General features: G+C 69.6%; 19 protein-coding genes. 10 read left to right on the top strand and 9 right to left on the bottom strand.

The genetic code is table 11. From position 1 onward, the window contains the following. Nucleotides 1-930 precede the first annotated feature (930 nt). On the top strand, nt 931-1,626 hold the full coding sequence (locus ACFYM2_RS28265; RefSeq protein ID WP_388840125.1) for a hypothetical protein: 696 nt from the start codon (nt 931-933) through the stop codon (nt 1,624-1,626). Here ACFYM2_RS28265 and ACFYM2_RS28270 read toward each other — a convergent pair. Then, the gene (locus ACFYM2_RS28270; RefSeq protein WP_388840128.1) at nt 1,623-2,636 is read right to left on the bottom strand and encodes an NAD-dependent epimerase/dehydratase family protein; all 1,014 of its coding nucleotides are present in this window, start codon (nt 2,634-2,636) and stop codon (nt 1,623-1,625) included. The genes ACFYM2_RS28265 and ACFYM2_RS28270 overlap by 4 nt on opposite strands. 176 nt (nt 2,637-2,812) lie before the next feature. Here ACFYM2_RS28270 and ACFYM2_RS28275 point away from each other — a divergent pair, with 176 nt between their 5' ends. Genes ACFYM2_RS28275 through ACFYM2_RS28285 form a run of 3 tightly spaced genes read left to right on the top strand, consistent with a single transcriptional unit; the run spans nt 2,813 to nt 3,942 of the window. Then, nucleotides 2,813-3,139, top strand: coding sequence for a hypothetical protein (locus ACFYM2_RS28275; protein ID WP_359003747.1), 327 nt, complete (start codon nt 2,813-2,815; stop codon nt 3,137-3,139). Next, entirely contained in the window at nt 3,099-3,620 is a 522-nt protein-coding gene (locus ACFYM2_RS28280; RefSeq protein WP_388840132.1) for a DUF6879 family protein, read from the top strand. The genes ACFYM2_RS28275 and ACFYM2_RS28280 overlap by 41 nt, the downstream gene beginning before the upstream one ends. A gap of 7 nt (nt 3,621-3,627) precedes the next feature. Next, nucleotides 3,628-3,942, top strand: a complete 315-nt coding sequence (locus tag ACFYM2_RS28285) for a helix-turn-helix domain-containing protein (RefSeq protein WP_388840135.1) — start codon at nt 3,628-3,630, stop codon at nt 3,940-3,942. Nucleotides 3,943-4,026: 84 nt separating this feature from the next. Here ACFYM2_RS28285 and ACFYM2_RS28290 read toward each other — a convergent pair whose 3' ends face one another. Then, complete coding sequence (locus tag ACFYM2_RS28290; protein ID WP_359003755.1) at nt 4,027-4,215, bottom strand: DUF397 domain-containing protein; 189 nt, start codon at nt 4,213-4,215, stop codon at nt 4,027-4,029. Beyond that, nucleotides 4,212-5,045 (bottom strand): helix-turn-helix transcriptional regulator, encoded by an 834-nt coding sequence (locus ACFYM2_RS28295; protein ID WP_359003758.1) that lies wholly within the window; start codon nt 5,043-5,045, stop codon nt 4,212-4,214. Before ACFYM2_RS28295 ends, ACFYM2_RS28290 begins: the two co-directional genes overlap by 4 nt. 108 nt (nt 5,046-5,153) lie before the next feature. Between ACFYM2_RS28295 and ACFYM2_RS28300 the strand changes: the two genes are divergently transcribed. The 3 genes from ACFYM2_RS28300 (at nt 5,154) to ACFYM2_RS28310 (ending at nt 6,061) form a co-directional block, all read left to right on the top strand. Beyond that, entirely contained in the window at nt 5,154-5,429 is a 276-nt protein-coding gene (locus ACFYM2_RS28300) for a hypothetical protein (protein ID WP_388840138.1), read from the top strand. Then, nucleotides 5,426-5,647 (top strand): hypothetical protein, encoded by a 222-nt coding sequence (locus ACFYM2_RS28305; protein WP_388840141.1) that lies wholly within the window; start codon nt 5,426-5,428, stop codon nt 5,645-5,647. The genes ACFYM2_RS28300 and ACFYM2_RS28305 overlap by 4 nt, the downstream gene beginning before the upstream one ends. 75 nt (nt 5,648-5,722) lie before the next feature. After that, complete coding sequence (locus tag ACFYM2_RS28310) at nt 5,723-6,061, top strand: Lsr2 family protein (protein WP_359003767.1); 339 nt, start codon at nt 5,723-5,725, stop codon at nt 6,059-6,061. 267 nt (nt 6,062-6,328) lie between these two features. Here ACFYM2_RS28310 and greA read toward each other — a convergent pair whose 3' ends face one another. Together greA and ACFYM2_RS28320 are read right to left on the bottom strand one after the other, a co-directional pair. Next, on the bottom strand, nt 6,329-6,826 hold the full coding sequence (gene greA, locus ACFYM2_RS28315; RefSeq protein WP_100574820.1) for a transcription elongation factor GreA: 498 nt from the start codon (nt 6,824-6,826) through the stop codon (nt 6,329-6,331). Nucleotides 6,827-7,029: 203 nt separating this feature from the next. Further along, a complete protein-coding gene (locus ACFYM2_RS28320; RefSeq protein WP_359003771.1) occupies nt 7,030-7,431 on the bottom strand; it encodes a DUF4307 domain-containing protein in 402 nt (133 codons plus the stop codon). A 126-nt stretch (nt 7,432-7,557) separates the two neighbouring features. On the opposite strand from ACFYM2_RS28320, the gene mca reads away from it, so the two are divergent. Together mca and ACFYM2_RS28330 are read left to right on the top strand one after the other, a co-directional pair. Next, on the top strand, nt 7,558-8,439 hold the full coding sequence (gene mca, locus ACFYM2_RS28325; protein WP_359003774.1) for a mycothiol conjugate amidase Mca: 882 nt from the start codon (nt 7,558-7,560) through the stop codon (nt 8,437-8,439). After that, nucleotides 8,432-8,692 (top strand): hypothetical protein, encoded by a 261-nt coding sequence (locus ACFYM2_RS28330; protein WP_388840144.1) that lies wholly within the window; start codon nt 8,432-8,434, stop codon nt 8,690-8,692. Before mca ends, ACFYM2_RS28330 begins: the two co-directional genes overlap by 8 nt. Nucleotides 8,693-8,928: 236 nt before the next feature. Here ACFYM2_RS28330 and ACFYM2_RS28335 read toward each other — a convergent pair whose 3' ends face one another. From ACFYM2_RS28335 to ACFYM2_RS28350, 4 genes are all read right to left on the bottom strand, one after another. After that, entirely contained in the window at nt 8,929-12,207 is a 3,279-nt protein-coding gene (locus tag ACFYM2_RS28335; protein ID WP_388840147.1) for a tetratricopeptide repeat protein, read from the bottom strand. Between the two features lie 124 nt (nt 12,208-12,331). Further along, on the bottom strand, nt 12,332-12,805 hold the full coding sequence (locus tag ACFYM2_RS28340; RefSeq protein WP_388840150.1) for a redoxin domain-containing protein: 474 nt from the start codon (nt 12,803-12,805) through the stop codon (nt 12,332-12,334). 292 nt (nt 12,806-13,097) lie between these two features. Beyond that, the gene (locus ACFYM2_RS28345; protein ID WP_388840153.1) at nt 13,098-13,505 is read right to left on the bottom strand and encodes a PIN domain-containing protein; all 408 of its coding nucleotides are present in this window, start codon (nt 13,503-13,505) and stop codon (nt 13,098-13,100) included. Then, nucleotides 13,502-13,774: a hypothetical protein gene (locus ACFYM2_RS28350; protein ID WP_388840156.1), complete on the bottom strand. Its 273-nt coding sequence runs from the start codon at nt 13,772-13,774 to the stop codon at nt 13,502-13,504. The genes ACFYM2_RS28345 and ACFYM2_RS28350 overlap by 4 nt, the downstream gene beginning before the upstream one ends. Nucleotides 13,775-13,870: 96 nt before the next feature. On the opposite strand from ACFYM2_RS28350, the gene ACFYM2_RS28355 reads away from it, so the two are divergent. After that, complete coding sequence (locus ACFYM2_RS28355) at nt 13,871-15,892, top strand: thioredoxin domain-containing protein (RefSeq protein ID WP_388840159.1); 2,022 nt, start codon at nt 13,871-13,873, stop codon at nt 15,890-15,892. Nucleotides 15,893-15,931 lie beyond the last annotated feature (39 nt).

Raw genomic sequence — 15,931 nt, forward strand, 5'->3', positions numbered from 1 at the left:
GACTCTGAAGCCCCGGACCTTTCCGAAGAATGTGCGAACGTCACCACCGTCTGCACCTCCGTGGTCACTTGCCGTGTTGGCGTGACGTAAAGCATCGGAGTACGCGAGTGACTTCGCCACGACTTGTAAACGCCACCTGCGACGCCGTCATTGACTCCGAAGTCGTCGGCAGGACTTCGGGCAGACTTCGCTCCGTCTCCTGCTTGAACGACCCGTGATTTTGCTGGAGTTGGTGATACTTCAGAAGGAAAGCTCGACACGGAACGGGAGAGCCGGCATGGCGGAAGAACAGGAAACTCTCCTGCGCAAGCTCGCACGAGATGAGCGCATCGAGTCGTACGCCCTGTTCCACCCGAGATACGAGCAGACAGCACGCCGACTGGGCGAACGAAACCAAGATCCCAAACTGAGCCGTGAAAGCGTCGGGTCACGATAGTGGACCCGGTGGCTCGGAGGGGGTATCACCCCGCAGCCGTACGCGTGTCTCATCCTGGAGGAGATCTTCGGTCAGCCGGTAGAACGGCTGATGGCTCCGGTGGGTACGCGGCAGGGGGAAAGAACATCCTCCCTGTCGGTAGTGCAGCATCCCCACATAACGGAAGAAGACCTGCTCATGACTGCACACGACGCCGCCTCGCCCGCCGGCGACGCCGCTTCCATGTCCCTGACCCCCGAAACGATCCAGCTACTCCGCACTCAACTCCGCGGCGTGGCTCGCTGCTACCACCAGAGGCCGGCTGCCGAAGTGTTCGTCCAAGCCAGGGCGATTCGGGACACGATCGAACGGCGAATGCCTCTGACCCACCGACCTGGCCAGTCCTCGGAGCTGTACCTTCTCGCGGGACAGGCGTGTGCGCTCCTCGCGTCAGCAGCATTCGACCTCGGCTCGCAGCAGGCTGCGGAGACTTTGACCATGGCTGCCCTCGCTACGTGAGGCCCATTGACCACGCCCCACTGGCCGCCTGGTGCGGCGGCAACTTGGCGCTCCTCGCGTACTGGGACGGCCGGCCGACCGAAGCTCTGGAGCACGTCAAAGCCGCCCAAGCCCTCGCTACCTCCGGCACGGCGAAGCTCCGGCTTCATAGTGTGGCAGCGCGCACCTACGCGCACCTTGGGATGCCCGAACAGGTCCGCTACGAGCTGGAAGCCGCCCAGCAGGTGGACCGAGACATCCGTGATGACCATCACGACGACATGGGCGGGGAGTTCGGTTTCTCTCCGGAGCGCGCCGCCATGTCGGCGGGGAGCTCCTGGCTCCTGGTGCGCGATGGAGGAAGGGCTGTCGATGCGTCATCCCAGGCCTTGAACCTCGTCAGGGCCAGGCCGACAACAGAGAAGTCGGTGAAGGTGGAGATGGAGGCCACTGCGGATCTCGCTTTGGCGCAACTTCTGAACGGAGACCTCGAATCCGCAGTCACGACGCTGGGCCCCGTGTTCCAACTGCTGCCAGAGCAGCGGGTAGACGGGCTTCTGGCGCGACTCCGGGGCGTTCGTACCCAGCTCACTGTCCCAGCCCTTCAAAGGCGCCGAGAAGCGTCAGAGCTGGGTCATTACATCGAGAGTTTCAGCCGGGACTCCGCCAGGTCCACCCTGCCCGGAGTCCCGGGCCTCGAAATCGAGAACTAGCGAGCGTCCCAAGCGGCGAGCAAGGCGGCCTCTTTCTCCCGGGCCAGGCCGATATGAGCTGCCCGCTCGCTGTCGACGGCATCTTCCCCAGAAACGACCCAGGACCAAGTGTCGGCAACGGTTTCCGAGAGCGGACGACATACGAAACCAGCGTCCTGCGCGCGCACCCCCGACACTGACCACGTGCCCGGGTACGTCCGCCACAGCGGCAGCTCGGTCCACTGTTTCGCACCATGGTGCAGGAGGAAGTCTGCCTCCACCCACTCCAAGTTGGCGTCAGAGCCCGTGACGTCGATGCAGGTCTTGAGCAAACTCTCCATGGTCGCGTGATTCTTCGGGGCCGTCAGGTTGAAGATCTCAGCCTCACGCCCCACCTGCGCTCGATCGCAGGCGAAGACGGCGACATCCCGGGAGTCCACGGGTGCAATCGTTTGATCGGAGTTGCCGGGAGCCAGCACTCGACCACCCCGCTCCACTCGGCGCAACCACCACGGGAGTCGGCCCACGTACTCCTCCGGGCCAAGGATCACGCCAGGCCGCAGGATCGTCAGTGCGCGCCCTAGGTTTGTCTGGGCAGCCTTTTCCGCGGCGGCCTTGTCCACCCCGTACGACACGACTACGTCCCCCGGCATCTGTGAGGCTGGTTCAGCCTCCGCGAGGGTAGGAAGATCCTCCGTGAGAGGCAACAAGGGCCACCCCGCGTAGACGGAGACCGTGGACACGTAGACGTACCTGCGTGCTGCCTCAGACAGGGCCTGAGTCGCCAGGTCTACGACGTTTGCGGACATCCCAGAGGTGTCGATAACCGCGTCCCAAGGCCCGATGCCGGCCAGCCGTACCAAGTCCTTCTGGTTGGTGCGGTCGCCCTGGACGGCGTGGACTCCGTCAGGGTTTCTGCCTGTCTTGCCTCGGTTGAACACGGTTACGGACCACCCACGACGCAGCGCTTCAACCGCTACGGTACGTCCGAGGAAGTGCGAGCCACCCATGACCAGAACGGAAGTCGTCATGGTGCGTGATCCTGCCTTGGCGGCAAGCACGGCGCCAGTAGCTGTCGTGTCAGCACTGGCCGGCGTTTGCGCGGCTGCCAGGACATACAGCACGGCGCTCATGACGGCAGAGCCAAGGAGCCGAGTCTGCCCACGTCTCGGGGCCTCCACCTCGCCACTCGAACAGTGAGTCGTCCGTGAAGTCGGCGCTCTCACTGCGGGTGAAGCTCGACATCCCCGAAGGCGTGACCGCTGTCGAGGTCCCCACCGAGCTGTTCGCGCACCTGGAGAAGGACGGTCTCCCCTCTGGAGAGTTCAAGCGCCTTGAGGGCCCGGTCATGGTCCTCACACCGGGTGGTACGTACGTTGTGCAGGGCCGGGAAGTGACTGATCCCGAGGCTCTTTCCCAGATGTCGATTCCGGACTACGAGACCGTGGTCGAGGTCCCCAAGGCCGCGATCACAGCCCTACTGGAGGAACCACGTGGAGCTGATCTCCGGCGCCGAGCGCAACCGGCTCATTGAGACTGTCGCGCAAGATGCCTTCCACCTGGAACTGAGGGACGACTACTCGGTGCCTTTGGAGGACGGGCCGTACGAGAAGTGGCTCGCGGGAGTGGTCGACAACGACTTCATGGACTCGTGGCTGTCGATGGTTCGACGGCTCACCCAGGATGGCAAGGTGGTTCGGCGGGTCCGCGTCGTGAGTGAGCCGCACACCCCGTACATCCGCTGGGAGTATGAGGGAACTCCGCTCAACGAGGAGGCCGGCGAGCAGATCCGATGGCTGCCGCGCCACAGGGTGCCCGAGGGCCTGGTATTTCCCGTCGACGGCAACGACTGGTGGCTCTTTGATGACAAGCTCCTGGCTGTCGGGCACTTCGACGAGAGTGGCAGGGTTCTCGGTTCACAAGTCGTCGACGATCCCGAGACGGTCGCCGAATGCGTTCGTGTCCGGGACCTGCTCTGGGACTCAGCGATCCAGCACTCCGAGTACAAGTTCTGACCGAGCAGTGAACAACCGTGCACAGGAGACCCGCGAGGCGTTGGGCGCCCGGCTGCGTGGATACCGCAAGGACGCGGGATTCACCAGCGGCCGGGCCTTCGCTGCTATCACAGGTTGGCAGGAGTCCAAGGTCTCTCGCATCGAGAACGGCAAGCAGAACGCAAGCGAGGACGACATCCGGGTCTGGTGTGAGACCACTGGCTACTCGGCCGAAATCCCGGACCTGGTCGCCACAGTCCGACACATGGACGAGCTGTGGATGCCCGTGGCGACATGCGTGGCCCCCTCTCCGTCGAACCTACAGAGGGGGCCACGACGCTGACTCCGAGCCGCGCGCTGCCGCCCGGTCGCGGTTGGCGGATCCGCCGTCGTTCCGCCAACCGCCGGTCGGCCGACCGGCGTTGCGCTAGCCGCCGATTCGCTTGGCGTAGCCGACGAAGGACTGCCAGGCAGCGCGGGAAGGGGTCAGGATGCCCATGCTGTGGTCCTTCGTGTCGCGAACCAGGACGCGGGGCTGGTTGTCCGCGATCTCGACGCAGTCGTTGGTGTTACCGCCGGAGTACGAAGACTTGTGCCAGTTCGGTGCTTCGCTCACTTGAACCTCTCCATCGCCTCGTAGATCAGGGCCGTGGACGCCTCGGCTGTCAGCGCGCTGGCGGTCAGCCGATCATAGACCCTCTGGTACGTCATCACTTCGGCGAATTCCTCGGTGTAGTTGCCGGTCGAAAACCCCTCGGTGTACGCGCCCCGGACCCCGTTGGCCAGGGTGACGAGCGTGAACGAACCGGCGATGACGTGTGGTGATCGGAGCGGGAGTATCCGGATGCTGGTGGTCCGGACTTCCTGGGCTTCCAGCAGCACCTTGAGCTGCGCGGCCATGACGGAGCTGGAACCGGTGCCTCGGAGGAGGACCGCCTCGTCCACGATGGCCGCGAACCACGGCGGGTCGTCCTGCTCGAGGATCCGCTGGCGCTCCATGCGTTGCTCGACGTACGTGTCGATCGCCCTGGGATCCGCGTCGCCGGTGACCAGTAGGGCGCGCGCGTAGTCGCCGGTCTGGAGGAGTGCCGGGATGGTCAGCCTGAACTCGTGGATCAACCGGGCCTCCTCCTGTCGGCGCACGAAGGGTTTGGCGTAGTCGCGGACGTTCTCCCGCTCCAGCAGCTTGACCAGGTCGACCAACGATCCCGGTCGCATGTTGAGCGTCCGCTCGATCTTCTCGGCCAGGCTCCGGTCCGGCGGGACCTCGCCCAGCTCGACTTCGGAGATCCGGGTCTGGCTCACGAACACCCGCTCGGCGAGGTGCGCCTGGGTCCAGAGCTTCCTGCCTTCGGACTGGTCCATGGCGGCGCGAGCTTCCCGGACAAGGTTCCCGAGGTACTGCTCAAGGCTGTCGCCCGGCTCCAGTTCACGCGTTCTTGGCATATGCCTTTTACCTCTGTCGGACTCCGGTATTCAGCTACTGGCGAGCGTACCTGTGAAGCGGAACTCTCTTAACCAGCAACGGAGTTGAGCCCCAGGAAGGACGAATACATGTTCGCCAGCAACATGCCCATGCCGACAAGAAAAACCCCCTTCATTCCGGAGACCAGGGCCGAAGTCGTGGACGAGGTCTTTCTGGATCTGCGGGCGGCGTTGGAGGGGGCCGGGGTGGACGTGGGGGAGGTCACGTTGGAATGCACGAGGACCTGGGACCCCGTCGCCGGGCGCCACGTCGACCTCCACACCATCCGGTTCGGGCGGATCTCGATCGACGGGGCCAGGAAGCTGACGGACCTCTGCCGGGCCGCGCGGAGGCGGGCCCGATGAGGTACGCGAAGGGCGAGGTCGTCGTGGACATGGCTCGGAATCTGGCCGGCCAGGTCATGGAGGTGAACGGAAACGCGCTGATCCTGGCCCGCTCGGAGGGGCGGGGCATGTGGGAGCAGGAGGTCGACCAGTGCAGGCCCGCCAGCCACGTGGAGGCCGCGTCTCTCACCCCCGGCGGAGCCATCCGCGTCATCTCGTCCTCGCGGTGGCGGCCCTGATCCTCACGGCCCCGGCCGTCGGCGGCGTCGCCATGGGGGGACGGGCGGGGCCGGAAACGCCCCTACACTCCCCTCATGGCACAGAAGATCGTCACCATCTACACCGATGACCTCACGGGTGAAGAAACCACTGAGGCGGCCACGCACCAGATCGTCATTGACGGCGTGGCTTATGAGATCGACCTCGCTCCGGAGAGCTACGACAAGTTCCTTGAGGCCGTCGCGCCCTTCACCAAGGCCGGCCGGCGGGTCCGCGCGGGCAAGGGGAAGGCGGCGGCCCCGGCCAAGTCGGCGGGCGGCAGCGGCGACACCGCGGCCATCAGGGCCTGGGCCAAGGAGAACGGCCACCACGTGAACGACCGAGGCCGCGTCCCGGCCGAGATCCGCGAGGCGTACGAGAAGGCCACGAAGTAGCGGACGTACCTGCGCGCACGTAGCCACGCGGACACGTAACCCCGCGTACGTACCCACGCGGGCGTACCCCCCGAGCGGCGTACCCATGAAGCTGCGTACGCGGAAGGTGACGTACGTGCGAGGTGGCGCCCTTCCTCCGGCGCCCCGGTCCGCGCCACACCCGTACGGTCACGGCCGCGCCTCCCGGGCCGGTGAGGACCACGCCCTGACAACGAAGCCCCGGCCGCCTCTGAGGCGGCCGGGGCTTCGGCGTGGGGCTCGGCTGCGTCAGCCGTTGAACGGGACCGCCGCCAGGATCTTCACCGAGGCCTTCTTGCCGTTCGGCAGCTCGTACTCCGCGTCCTCGCCGACCTTCTTGCCGTTCACGCCGGAGCCGAGCGGCGACTGCGGCGAGTACGTCTCGATCTCCGTCGAAGCGTACTCACGCGAGGCCATCAGGAACTCCAGCGTGTCGTCCGGGTCGCCGTCGAAGGCGATCGTGACGAGCATGCCGGGGGCCACGACGCCGTCCGCCGCCGGAGCCTCGCCCACCTTGGCGTGCTCGAGGAGCTGGGTCAGCTGGCGCACCCGGAGCTCCATCTTGCCCTGCTCCTCCTTGGCCGCGTGGTACCCGCCGTTCTCCCGGAGGTCACCCTCCTCACGGGCCGCCGCGATCTTTACGGCGATCTCCGTGCGCGCGGGACCAGACAGGTACTCCAGCTCGGCCTTGAGCTGGTTGTACGCCTCCTGGGTCAGCCAGGTGACGTTGTCGCTGGTCTGGGTCACAGGTGCTCCTCGTCGGTACTGGATATACAAAGCACATACAAAGCACGCCCTACCCTCAAGCATGTTCCTTGACGGGTGGGCGAAACCACGAGCCTAACAATTCAGGCGCCGTAGGGGGAGGACATACACCGCTGGGATTGCATCAACGCAGGTCAGACCGGGTTGAGCCGGTCGGGCCGGTTGGGCCGGGCGAGCGCCGGCGCTCAGTCGGACTGGCAGCTGACCAGGGAGGCGGCCGTCGCCCGCGACGTCGTGGTGATCGTGAGGACCTTGTCGACCTGGGTGACCGGCTCGTCGAACCGGAAGTCCGCCCGGCCCACGTCGTCACCGCTGGTCTGCTGGGCGCGCAGGGTGCAGGTGCCCTTGGCCTTCTTGTCCTTGGTCACTTCGAGGTGCACCTCGACCCTGGTGTCCGAGACGACCTTGAACTTGATCACCTGCGCGGAGAGCGACTGCCCGCCCACGTAGTCGAAGCCGATCCAGGCGACCACGCCGAGCAGCGCGGCGCCGAGCACCGCACCGACGATCTTCAGCTTGCGGTCCGCGCGCTGGTCCGCCGAGCGCCCGTAGCGCCCCTGGGGAAGCTGCTCGCGCACAGCGGCCATGATCGTCCTCCTGCTGGTGGGGGTCCAGGAATTTTCCGTCCCCCGATTCGGTCACTATAGAAGCCGCCCATTGCGTCGATCACAGAGGGCGCCCCATTCACTTACTGAGTCACCGAGGATCGAGTCTTGACTGAGCAGCTGCGACTGATGGCCGTGCACGCCCACCCCGACGACGAGTCGAGCAAGGGCGCGGCCACCATGGCGAAGTATGTGTCCGAGGGGGTGGACGTGCTGGTCGTGACCTGCACGGGAGGCGAGCGCGGCTCCATCCTCAACCCGAAGCTCCAGGGCGACAAGTACATCGAGGAGCACATCCACGAGGTCCGCAAGAGGGAGATGGACGAGGCGCGCGAGATCCTTGGCGTCCGTCAGGAATGGCTCGGTTTCGTGGACTCGGGTCTCCCCGAGGGCGACCCGCTGCCGCCGCTGCCCGAGGGCTGCTTCGCCCTGGAGGACGTGGACGAGGCGGCCGGGCGCCTGGTGCGTTCCATCCGAAACTTCCGTCCGCAGGTCATCACGACCTACGACGAGAACGGCGGCTACCCGCACCCCGACCACATCATGACCCACAAGATCTCGATGGTCGCCTTCGACGGCGCGGGGGACGCGGAGAAGTTCCCCGAGGCCGAATTCGGGCCGGTGTTTCAGCCGCGGAAGCTGTACTACAACCAGGGCTTCAACAAGCCGCGCACCGTCGCGCTGCACGAGGCGCTGATCGCCCGCGGCATGGACTCCCCCTACGGCGAGTGGCTGGAGCGGTGGAAGGAGTTCGGCCGCGCCGAACGCACGCTGACCACGCATGTTCCCTGCGCTGAGTTCTTCGAGATCCGGGACAAGGCGCTGATCGCGCACGCCACGCAGATCGACCCCGACGGCGGCTGGTTCCGCGTTCCGCTCGACCTTCAGAAGGACGTCTGGCCGACCGAGGAGTACGAGCTGGCGAAGTCGCTCGTGGACACTTCCCTCCCCGAGGACGACCTCTTCGCGGGCGTACGCGACAATGCCTGATATGAGCGCAAGCCTCGCAATGACGCACTTGGTCCCGCTGGCCGACGAAATCAACAACGACAAGGTGACGCCCGGTGTCCTCGGGTTCATCGTCTTCGCGGCACTCGCCCTCGGCGTGTGGCTCCTGATGAAGTCGATGAACCGGCACATGGGGAAGGTCGACTTCGAGGAGGCCCCGGAGCCGGACGCCGCGGCGTCGGCGTCTGCCCCTGCGGCCAAGGACACGGCCAAGAGCGCGGCCAAGAGCGCCTAGCCGGCAAGCCGCGCCGCCCGGGCCGGTGAGGGCCGGGCTCTGACAACGAAGCCCCGGCCGCTCACTTGCGGCGGGGCTTCGACGCCTGGGCCGCCGCGCCGCGCTGCCCGGGTCCGCGCCTGGTTCGCCCCGCGTCGCGTCGGTCAGGGCCTGGGGGTGGGTTCGTCCGGTCCCGGGGCCACTTCGGCGGCCCGAGGCACGAGCGAGGCGCGAGGCCGGCCGCCCGGGCCCTGGGGCTACGGGGTCGCCGCGCCGCTCGGGGGCGATGCGGCGTCCGCCGAAGCCGGTACGCCCATGACCTCCCGGGCGTGCCGGTCCGGGACCATGCCGAGCTGCCACGCCTGCCAGCCCGCCTCCAGGGAGACACCGCGCTCCAGCATGAGCGCCAAGGCCTCCACGCAGTCCTCCAGCTTGCTGTCGCGGGCGTCGTGCCCGGCGCGCAGCAGCTCGGCCAGCTCCTCCTGCGCGACCGCCGTGCCCACCTCCACGCCGCCCGCGCCCGCGTACGGCAGCAGCGTGCAGCGCAGGAAGCGGGCCCAGTCGCCGCCGCGCCGGTCGTCGTAGGAGGCGAAGAGCGCGGTCGCCTCGTCGCACAGGGCGAGCGCCGGGCCGGGCCGGTTGTTGCCCGCGTCGATCAACGCCAGCTCAAGGCAGGTCCAGGCCTCGCCGTGCGCCACCCCGATACGGTGGAAGTCGGCGCGCGCGTCGACCAGGAGCTGCCGGGCGAAGCCGGAATTGCGTAGATTGCCGGTCTGGGCGGCCCGCTGGTCGCGGGTGACCCGGCCCGAGTGGTGGCGGGCGCACGCGAGCCCGTACACGTCCCGCATGCGCGAGAACATCGTGCGGGCCCGCTCCAGGTCGCGTACCGCCTCATCGCGGTCGCCGCGCTCCTCCAGGGCCTGGCCCAGGTAGTACAGCGTCCAGGCTTCGCCGCGCGCGTCCTCCTGCTCGCGGTGGCGCGCAAGCGCCTGGCGCAGCCCGTCGATCGCGGGCCCCGCGTCGCCCTCGACGAGCCGGGCCCGGGCCAGCTGGGTCAGCGCCCAGGCCTCGCCGCGCCCGTCGCGGGTGTGCCCGTACAGATCGAGCGCGGTACGCAACTCGGCCTCGGCGCGCGGCACTTCGCCGGTCCGCAGATGGAGCTGGCCGAGCTGGAAGTGGGTCCAGGCCTCGCCGTGCAGGGACTCGTTCTCGCGGTGCAGGGCCAGCGCGGTGGCGAGCAGGGTCCGCGCGCTGGACAGGTTCGCGCGGTCGCGCTCGACCGCCGCGAGCGCGTGCAGCGACCAGGCGCGGTCGCCGGACAGCTCCTCGCCGCCCTGGAGGGCGATCGCCTCGCGCAGCCGGGCTGACGCCTCGGCCAGGTTGCCCTGGTGGTGCAGGGTGATGCCGAGCGAACACAGGGCCAGCGCCTGGCCCGCGTCGTGCTGGGCCTCGCGGTAGAGGTCGACCACCGAGGACAGCGTCGTACGCGCGGTGTCCAGCTCGCCGAGCTGACGGGCCGCGATGCCGGTGCGCCACTGCACCGACCGCACCAGGAGCCCCTGGTCGACGGCCTGCGTCAGCTCGCTGATCTCGCCCAGGCGGTAGAGGTCGCCGCGCAGCAGGCAGTAGTCGCACAGCGCGCCGAGCAGGCTGAGGACGGCCTCCTGGTCGACGCCCTCGGCCTGGCGAAGGGCCGCCGTGATGAAGCTCGACTCGTCGTCGAGCCAGCGCAGCGCCGCGTCGAGCGAGGGGAAGCCGTGCCCGCCGAACTGGCCGGCCCTGGTCGACATCTTGCCGTCGACCATCCGCCCCACCGCGTCGGCGAGCTCCGCGTAGTTGCGGATCAGGCGTTCCTGGGCCGCCACCCGTTCGTCGGGGTCCTCCTCGTCGGCCAGGCGCGCCAGGGCGAAGGAGCGTACGACGTCGTGCAGGCGGTAACGGCTGCCCCGCACATGGTCGATGAGGCCCGCCGCCGCGAGCGCGGTGAGCTGGCGCTGCGCCTCCTGTTCGTCGGCGGCGAGCAGGGCCGCCGCGGCGGCCGCGCCCAGCGAGGCCCGGCCCGCGAGCGCGAGGCGGCGCAGCAGGCGGCGGGCCGGCTCGCACTGGTCGGTGTAGCGCAGCCACAGGGCCCGCTCGGTGGGCGCGACCGGACCGTACGCCGACAGGTCCGACGCGAGCGCGCGCGGTGACCGCGGCCCCAGCGAGGACCCGGCGACGCGCAGCGCCAACGGCAGTCCGCCGCACAACTGCCGTACCAGCTCGGCCGATTCGGCGTCGTAGGGGCCGCTGTCCTTCTCTTCGGCGGCCTCGCGCAGCAGCTCCTCCGTGCCCGCCGCGTCCAGCGGTTCCACCGGCAGCTGGTGCACCCACGCCGGGAAGTCGGCGGGCAGCTCCAGCGGCTTGGACGAGGTGACAAGGACCAGGCCCTCGGAGCGCTGAGGCACCAGGGTGCACACCTGCTCGGGGTCGTCGGTGTCGTCCAGGACGACGGTGACCGCGAGGCCCGTCAGATGCTGGTGGTAGAGCTCGGCCAAGCGGCGCACCTGCTGCTCGGGCGACGACCTTCCCCACGCTTTGGACTCCGCCCGGTCAGGGGTGGCCCCGTTGCGGAAGAGCAGCTGCTCGCGGGGGGCGCCGAGCCGGTTGAGGAGATGGAGCAGCGCGTCCCTGGTGGGCAGGGGGTTCTCGCCCGCGGGGCCGCCGCCGCGCATGTCGACCAGGCACGCGCCCCGGAACTGGTCGCGCAGGGCGTGCGCCGCCCGCAGCGCGAGGGTGCTGCGGCCCGAGCCGGGCGCGCCGTGCAGGACCACGACGACGGGGCGGGTCTCGGTGGAGGCGCGGGCCGCCTGCACCCACTGGCCGATCCGGGCCAGCTCTGCCCGCCGGCCCGCGAACGGGCCCTGCGGATCGGGCAGATGGCCGAACGACTGCTCAAGGACCGACCTGCGTCGCGCGGCCGCGCTCTTGTCGGTGCCGCGCAGCTGCGTCGGCACCTTCTTCTTCTGCTGCGGCTGGGGGCTCACGACCCGTTGCTGGTCGAGGAACGGCCGGATGCCGCGCACCTCAAGGGCGGTCAGCCACTGCAACCGCAGCTGTTCGAGGCCGCCCGGCTGGCTGAGCGCCCCGGCCCTGTGGTGGGCGGCCGGCAGATGCGAGAGCGTCACCTTGGCGACCGTCGCGGCGGCGCCGGCCACCAGGACGGCCGCCCCCGCCCCCACCGCGCCGCCCGCGCCGAACCCGAGCGCCCCGTCGACCACGATCGCGGCGGCCGCGCCAACTCCCGTCGCCAGCAGGCCTGTTGGGCCGCCGTCGCGTCCGAAGCGCTCCTTGAAGGAGAGCTGTCCGGCCGCCGCCTCGTCCAGGGCGTGGGTGTACGCCGCGTACTCCTCGGCCGCGCTCCGCGCCAGCGCGTCGAGCGCGCCCCGGCCCCGGGAGAGCAGCGCGTTGCCGTCGGACCGCCCGCCGGAGCGCCGTACCTCTTCCTCCACGGCGCGTACCAACAGCCGTTCGGCCTCGGCCCGATGGCTGTCCCGCATCTGCGTCCCCCTTAGAGAGCCGGTCCCGCCTGCGCCTCCCAGTGTCGTGGGTGACGGGCGTCCGCGCGAGGGAGTCGGGGGATCATCTCCCGTGCGGGGGCGGGTGCGTGGGCGTGCCGGGGGGTCAGGCGCTGTCGGGCTTCGCCGCCGTGAGCTCGTCGAGCTTGTCGAGGACCAGCGCCGCGTGGCGAGCCGGGTCCGGCACGGGGTGCAGCAGCGCCCGCACCTCACCCGTGCGGTCGAGGATGACCGCCGCCCGGGCGAACAGCGTCCGCCCTCGCGCCGTCACCTCGGGAACGCCGAGCTCCCGGCCGAGCGTCAAGTCGCCGTCGCCCACCAGCGGGTAACCCAGGTCGCGGGTACGGGCGAACTCCGCCAAGTGCCCCGGCGCGTGCGCGCTGACGCCGAGAACACGGACGCCGGCCCGGGCGAACCGCGCGGCGTCGTCGCGCACGGAGCACAACCCCGTGGTGCAGCCGCCCAGTTCGGGCAGAACCTCCCCGATGCCGGGCTCGGTGATGAAGAACAGCGCGGTCCAGCGATGCTCGGCGGACGGGATGCCGACTGGGCCTTCGGTGCTCTCGACGGTGACGTGCATGGTGGTTCCTCGCGGGGTGGGGGTGGGTGCGGGCGCCAAGGGGGCGGATGCCGTGGAATCCCGGTGCCGCCCGCCGGCTCACACGGCCCGCGGGTCGCACCTTGTCTTCGACGCCCGCTCACCGTAGCGGCCGGCATCGCCGCCATCGCTTGACGGGGGTGGTGTTCGCGCGGGCGGTTAGGGGACGGCCGACCGACCGTCGTGTCCGCCGATACCCCGGTGCTTCGCCCGGAGAGCGGGATGGGCCCTGAGCGCGCAAGCCCCGTCGGCCAGCCCCAGTAGGCGGCGGCGCTCACACCGCTCTGATGATCACGCGGTTCCCGCAGAGCTTCGACCAGCCATCGCGGTCGGAAGTCAGGACGATCGTGGGGGCCGGGACCCGGAGCGCGAGCGCGGCGACGAGGGCGTCGACGGCGTACTTGTGCCCGTGCAGCCCGCCTGCGTCCTGAAGCAGCTCCACGGCGGTCAAGGAGTCCTCCTGGGTGACCGTTTCCACCCGCAGCCGGGAGAGCACCCACTTCAAACGCGCCAGATCGGTCTTCCCGTGGACGGCTTCCACAATGGTCAGCACGGACACGAGGACGGGAATCCCGGCCTGCCGGGATGACTCGATGCGAGCCGCCATACCGCGGTCGTTGCGCAGCAGCAGGGAGAGCGCCTCGGAGTCGAGCACCAGCGAGCGGGCCGGCCGCTCCTTCACGCGGCGCCCCGTTCGGCGTCCCCGGCCTTCTCGTCTCCGAAGAGCTCGCGACGAGCGGCTTCGATCTCCTGCTCCGTGAGCGCGCCGTGCTCTTCCTCGTGGGCCGCGACGATCTCGGCGAGCCCATCCATGGCGAGCTGATGCCTCACGGCCTCGGTGATGTAGCCGGACAGGCCTCGGCGCCCGGTTCTTGAGCGGAGCTCACTCACCAGCTCGGCGGGCATGGATACGGAGATGTTCTCGGTGGTCCCGGCTCGGGTCGGCTTCATGCCACCTACTGTAATAGACCTTCTATTACAAGGGGGAGGATTTCCTTTCCCGTGCCTCTTACGTGGTCGGACACGCAGACGTGGGAGAGTGGCGGCATGAACCGACTGGCCCACTCCCAGTCCCCGTACCTCCTCCAGCACGCCGCCAACCCGGTGGACTGGTGGCCCTGGGGAGACGAAGCGTTCGCGGACGCGCGGCGGCGGGGGGTGCCGGTGTTTTTGAGTGTCGGGTACAGCTCCTGTCACTGGTGTCATGTCATGGCGCACGAGTCCTTCGAGGACGAGGCCACCGCGGCCTACATGAACGAGCACTTCGTCAGCGTCAAGGTGGACCGTGAGGAGCGGCCCGACGTCGACGCCGTCTACATGGAGGCGGTGCAGGCGGCGACCGGGCGGGGCGGGTGGCCCATGTCCGTGTTCATGACCCCGGACGGCGAGCCCTTCTACTTCGGTACGTACTTCCCGCCCGAGCCCCGGCACGGCATGCCCTCCTTCCGGCAGGTGCTCGAAGGCGTCCAGAGCGCGTGGGCGGGCCGGCGTGCGGAGGTGACCGAGGTCGCCGGGAAGATCACCCGCGATCTGGCCTCCCGCGAACTCGACCACGGCGCGGGCGGGCTGCCCGGCGAGGAGGAGCTGGCGCAGGCGCTGCTCGGGATCACCCGCGAGTACGACCCGGCCAGCGGCTGGCTCGGCGGGGGTGACACCAAGTTCCCGCCGGGCATGGTGATCGAGTTCCTGCTGCGCCACCACGCGCGGACCGGCTCGGAGGCGGCCCTCGAAATGGCCGAGGGCATGTGCGAGACCATGGCCCGCTCCAGCCTCTACGACCAGATCGGCGGCGGCTTCCACCGCTATGTGCTGCGCCCCCGCCCGCACGCCACGCTGGTGCCGCACTTCGAGAAGATGCTTTACGACAACGCCCTGCTGTGCCGGGTGTACGCACACCTGTGGCGGGTCACCGGCTCGGACCTGGCGCGCCGCGTCGCCCTGGAGACCGCCGACTTCATGGTCCGCGAGCTGCGCACCAACGAGGGCGGGTACGCCTCCGCGCTCGACGCCGACAGCGACGACGGCGGCGGACACCATGTGGAGGGCGCGTTCTATGTGTGGACGCCCGCACAGCTCACCGAGGTGCTGGGCGAGCGGGACGGTGAGGCGGCGGCGCGGCACTTCGAGGTGACGCCGGAAGGCACCTTCGAGGAGGGCGCCTCCGTTCTTCAACTGCACGCTGAGGGAGGCGAGTTGCCTGGCTCCGCGCGTGACCGGCTCCTCGCGGCGCGGGAGCTGCGGCCGCGGCCCGGGCGGGACGACAAGCTCGTCGCGGCCTGGAACGGTCTGGCCATCGCCGCGCTCGCCGAGACCGGCGCGCTCCTGGACCGCCCGGACCTGGTCGAGCGCGCGACCGAGGCGGCGGACGTTCTCGTACGGGTCCACCTGGACGACCACGCGCGGCTCGCCCGTACCTCCAAGGACGGCCAAGTCGGCGCGAACAGCGGGGTGTTGGAGGACTACGCCGACGTCGCCGAGGGCTTCCTCGCGCTGGCCGGGGTGACCGGCGAGGGAGTCTGGCTGGAATTCGCCGGGTTCCTGCTCGACATCGTGCTCGACCAGTTCGCAGGTGAGCAGGGCGTCCTGTACGACACCGCGCACGACGCGGAGCGGCTGATCCGGCGCCCGCAGGACCCGACGGACAACGCCACGCCCTCGGGGTGGACGGCGGCGGCCTCGGCCCTGCTCTCCTACGCGGCGCACACCGGCTCCTCCGCGCACCGGGAGGCGGCGGAGGGGGCGCTCGGGGTGGTGCGGGCGCTCGGGCCGCGGGCGCCCCGGTTCATCGGGTGGGGGCTCGCGGCGGCCGAGGCGGCGCTGGACGGGCCCCGCGAGGTCGCGGTGGTGGGGGCGCCCACGGATCCCCGGACGGGAGCGCTGCACCGTACGGCGCTGCTTTCGGCCGCGCCGGGAGCGGTGGTGGCGGTGGGGGCGCCGGGGGACGCGGAGTTTCCGCTGCTCGCGGGGCGGCCGTTGGTGGACGGCGCGCCGGCGGCGTACGTGTGCCGGCGCTTCACGTGCGACGCCCCGGTGACGACCCCGGACGCCTTGGCGGACGCGCTGTCCTGAGTCCGCCGGGCTGTCCTGGCCCCGCCGGGCTGACCTGAC

Source organism: Streptomyces sp. NPDC006711, from assembly GCF_042869775.1.
GTDB lineage: Bacteria > Actinomycetota > Actinomycetes > Streptomycetales > Streptomycetaceae > Streptomyces.

What these genes read in the sequence shown, in the direction of transcription:
- ACFYM2_RS28270 (WP_388840128.1), bottom strand. Translation starts at nt 2,636, where the DNA reads ATGACGACTTCCGTTCTGGTCATGGGTGGCTCGCACTTCCTCGGACGT.
- ACFYM2_RS28295 (WP_359003758.1), bottom strand. Translation starts at nt 5,045, where the DNA reads ATGCCAAGAACGCGTGAACTGGAGCCGGGCGACAGCCTTGAGCAGTAC.
- ACFYM2_RS28300 (WP_388840138.1), top strand. Translation starts at nt 5,154, where the DNA reads ATGTTCGCCAGCAACATGCCCATGCCGACAAGAAAAACCCCCTTCATT.
- ACFYM2_RS28305 (WP_388840141.1), top strand. Translation starts at nt 5,426, where the DNA reads ATGAGGTACGCGAAGGGCGAGGTCGTCGTGGACATGGCTCGGAATCTG.
- ACFYM2_RS28310 (WP_359003767.1), top strand. Translation starts at nt 5,723, where the DNA reads ATGGCACAGAAGATCGTCACCATCTACACCGATGACCTCACGGGTGAA.
- ACFYM2_RS28320 (WP_359003771.1), bottom strand. Translation starts at nt 7,431, where the DNA reads ATGGCCGCTGTGCGCGAGCAGCTTCCCCAGGGGCGCTACGGGCGCTCG.
- ACFYM2_RS28330 (WP_388840144.1), top strand. Translation starts at nt 8,432, where the DNA reads ATGCCTGATATGAGCGCAAGCCTCGCAATGACGCACTTGGTCCCGCTG.
- ACFYM2_RS28335 (WP_388840147.1), bottom strand. Translation starts at nt 12,207, where the DNA reads ATGCGGGACAGCCATCGGGCCGAGGCCGAACGGCTGTTGGTACGCGCC.
- ACFYM2_RS28340 (WP_388840150.1), bottom strand. Translation starts at nt 12,805, where the DNA reads ATGCACGTCACCGTCGAGAGCACCGAAGGCCCAGTCGGCATCCCGTCC.
- ACFYM2_RS28350 (WP_388840156.1), bottom strand. Translation starts at nt 13,774, where the DNA reads ATGAAGCCGACCCGAGCCGGGACCACCGAGAACATCTCCGTATCCATG.
- ACFYM2_RS28355 (WP_388840159.1), top strand. Translation starts at nt 13,871, where the DNA reads ATGAACCGACTGGCCCACTCCCAGTCCCCGTACCTCCTCCAGCACGCC.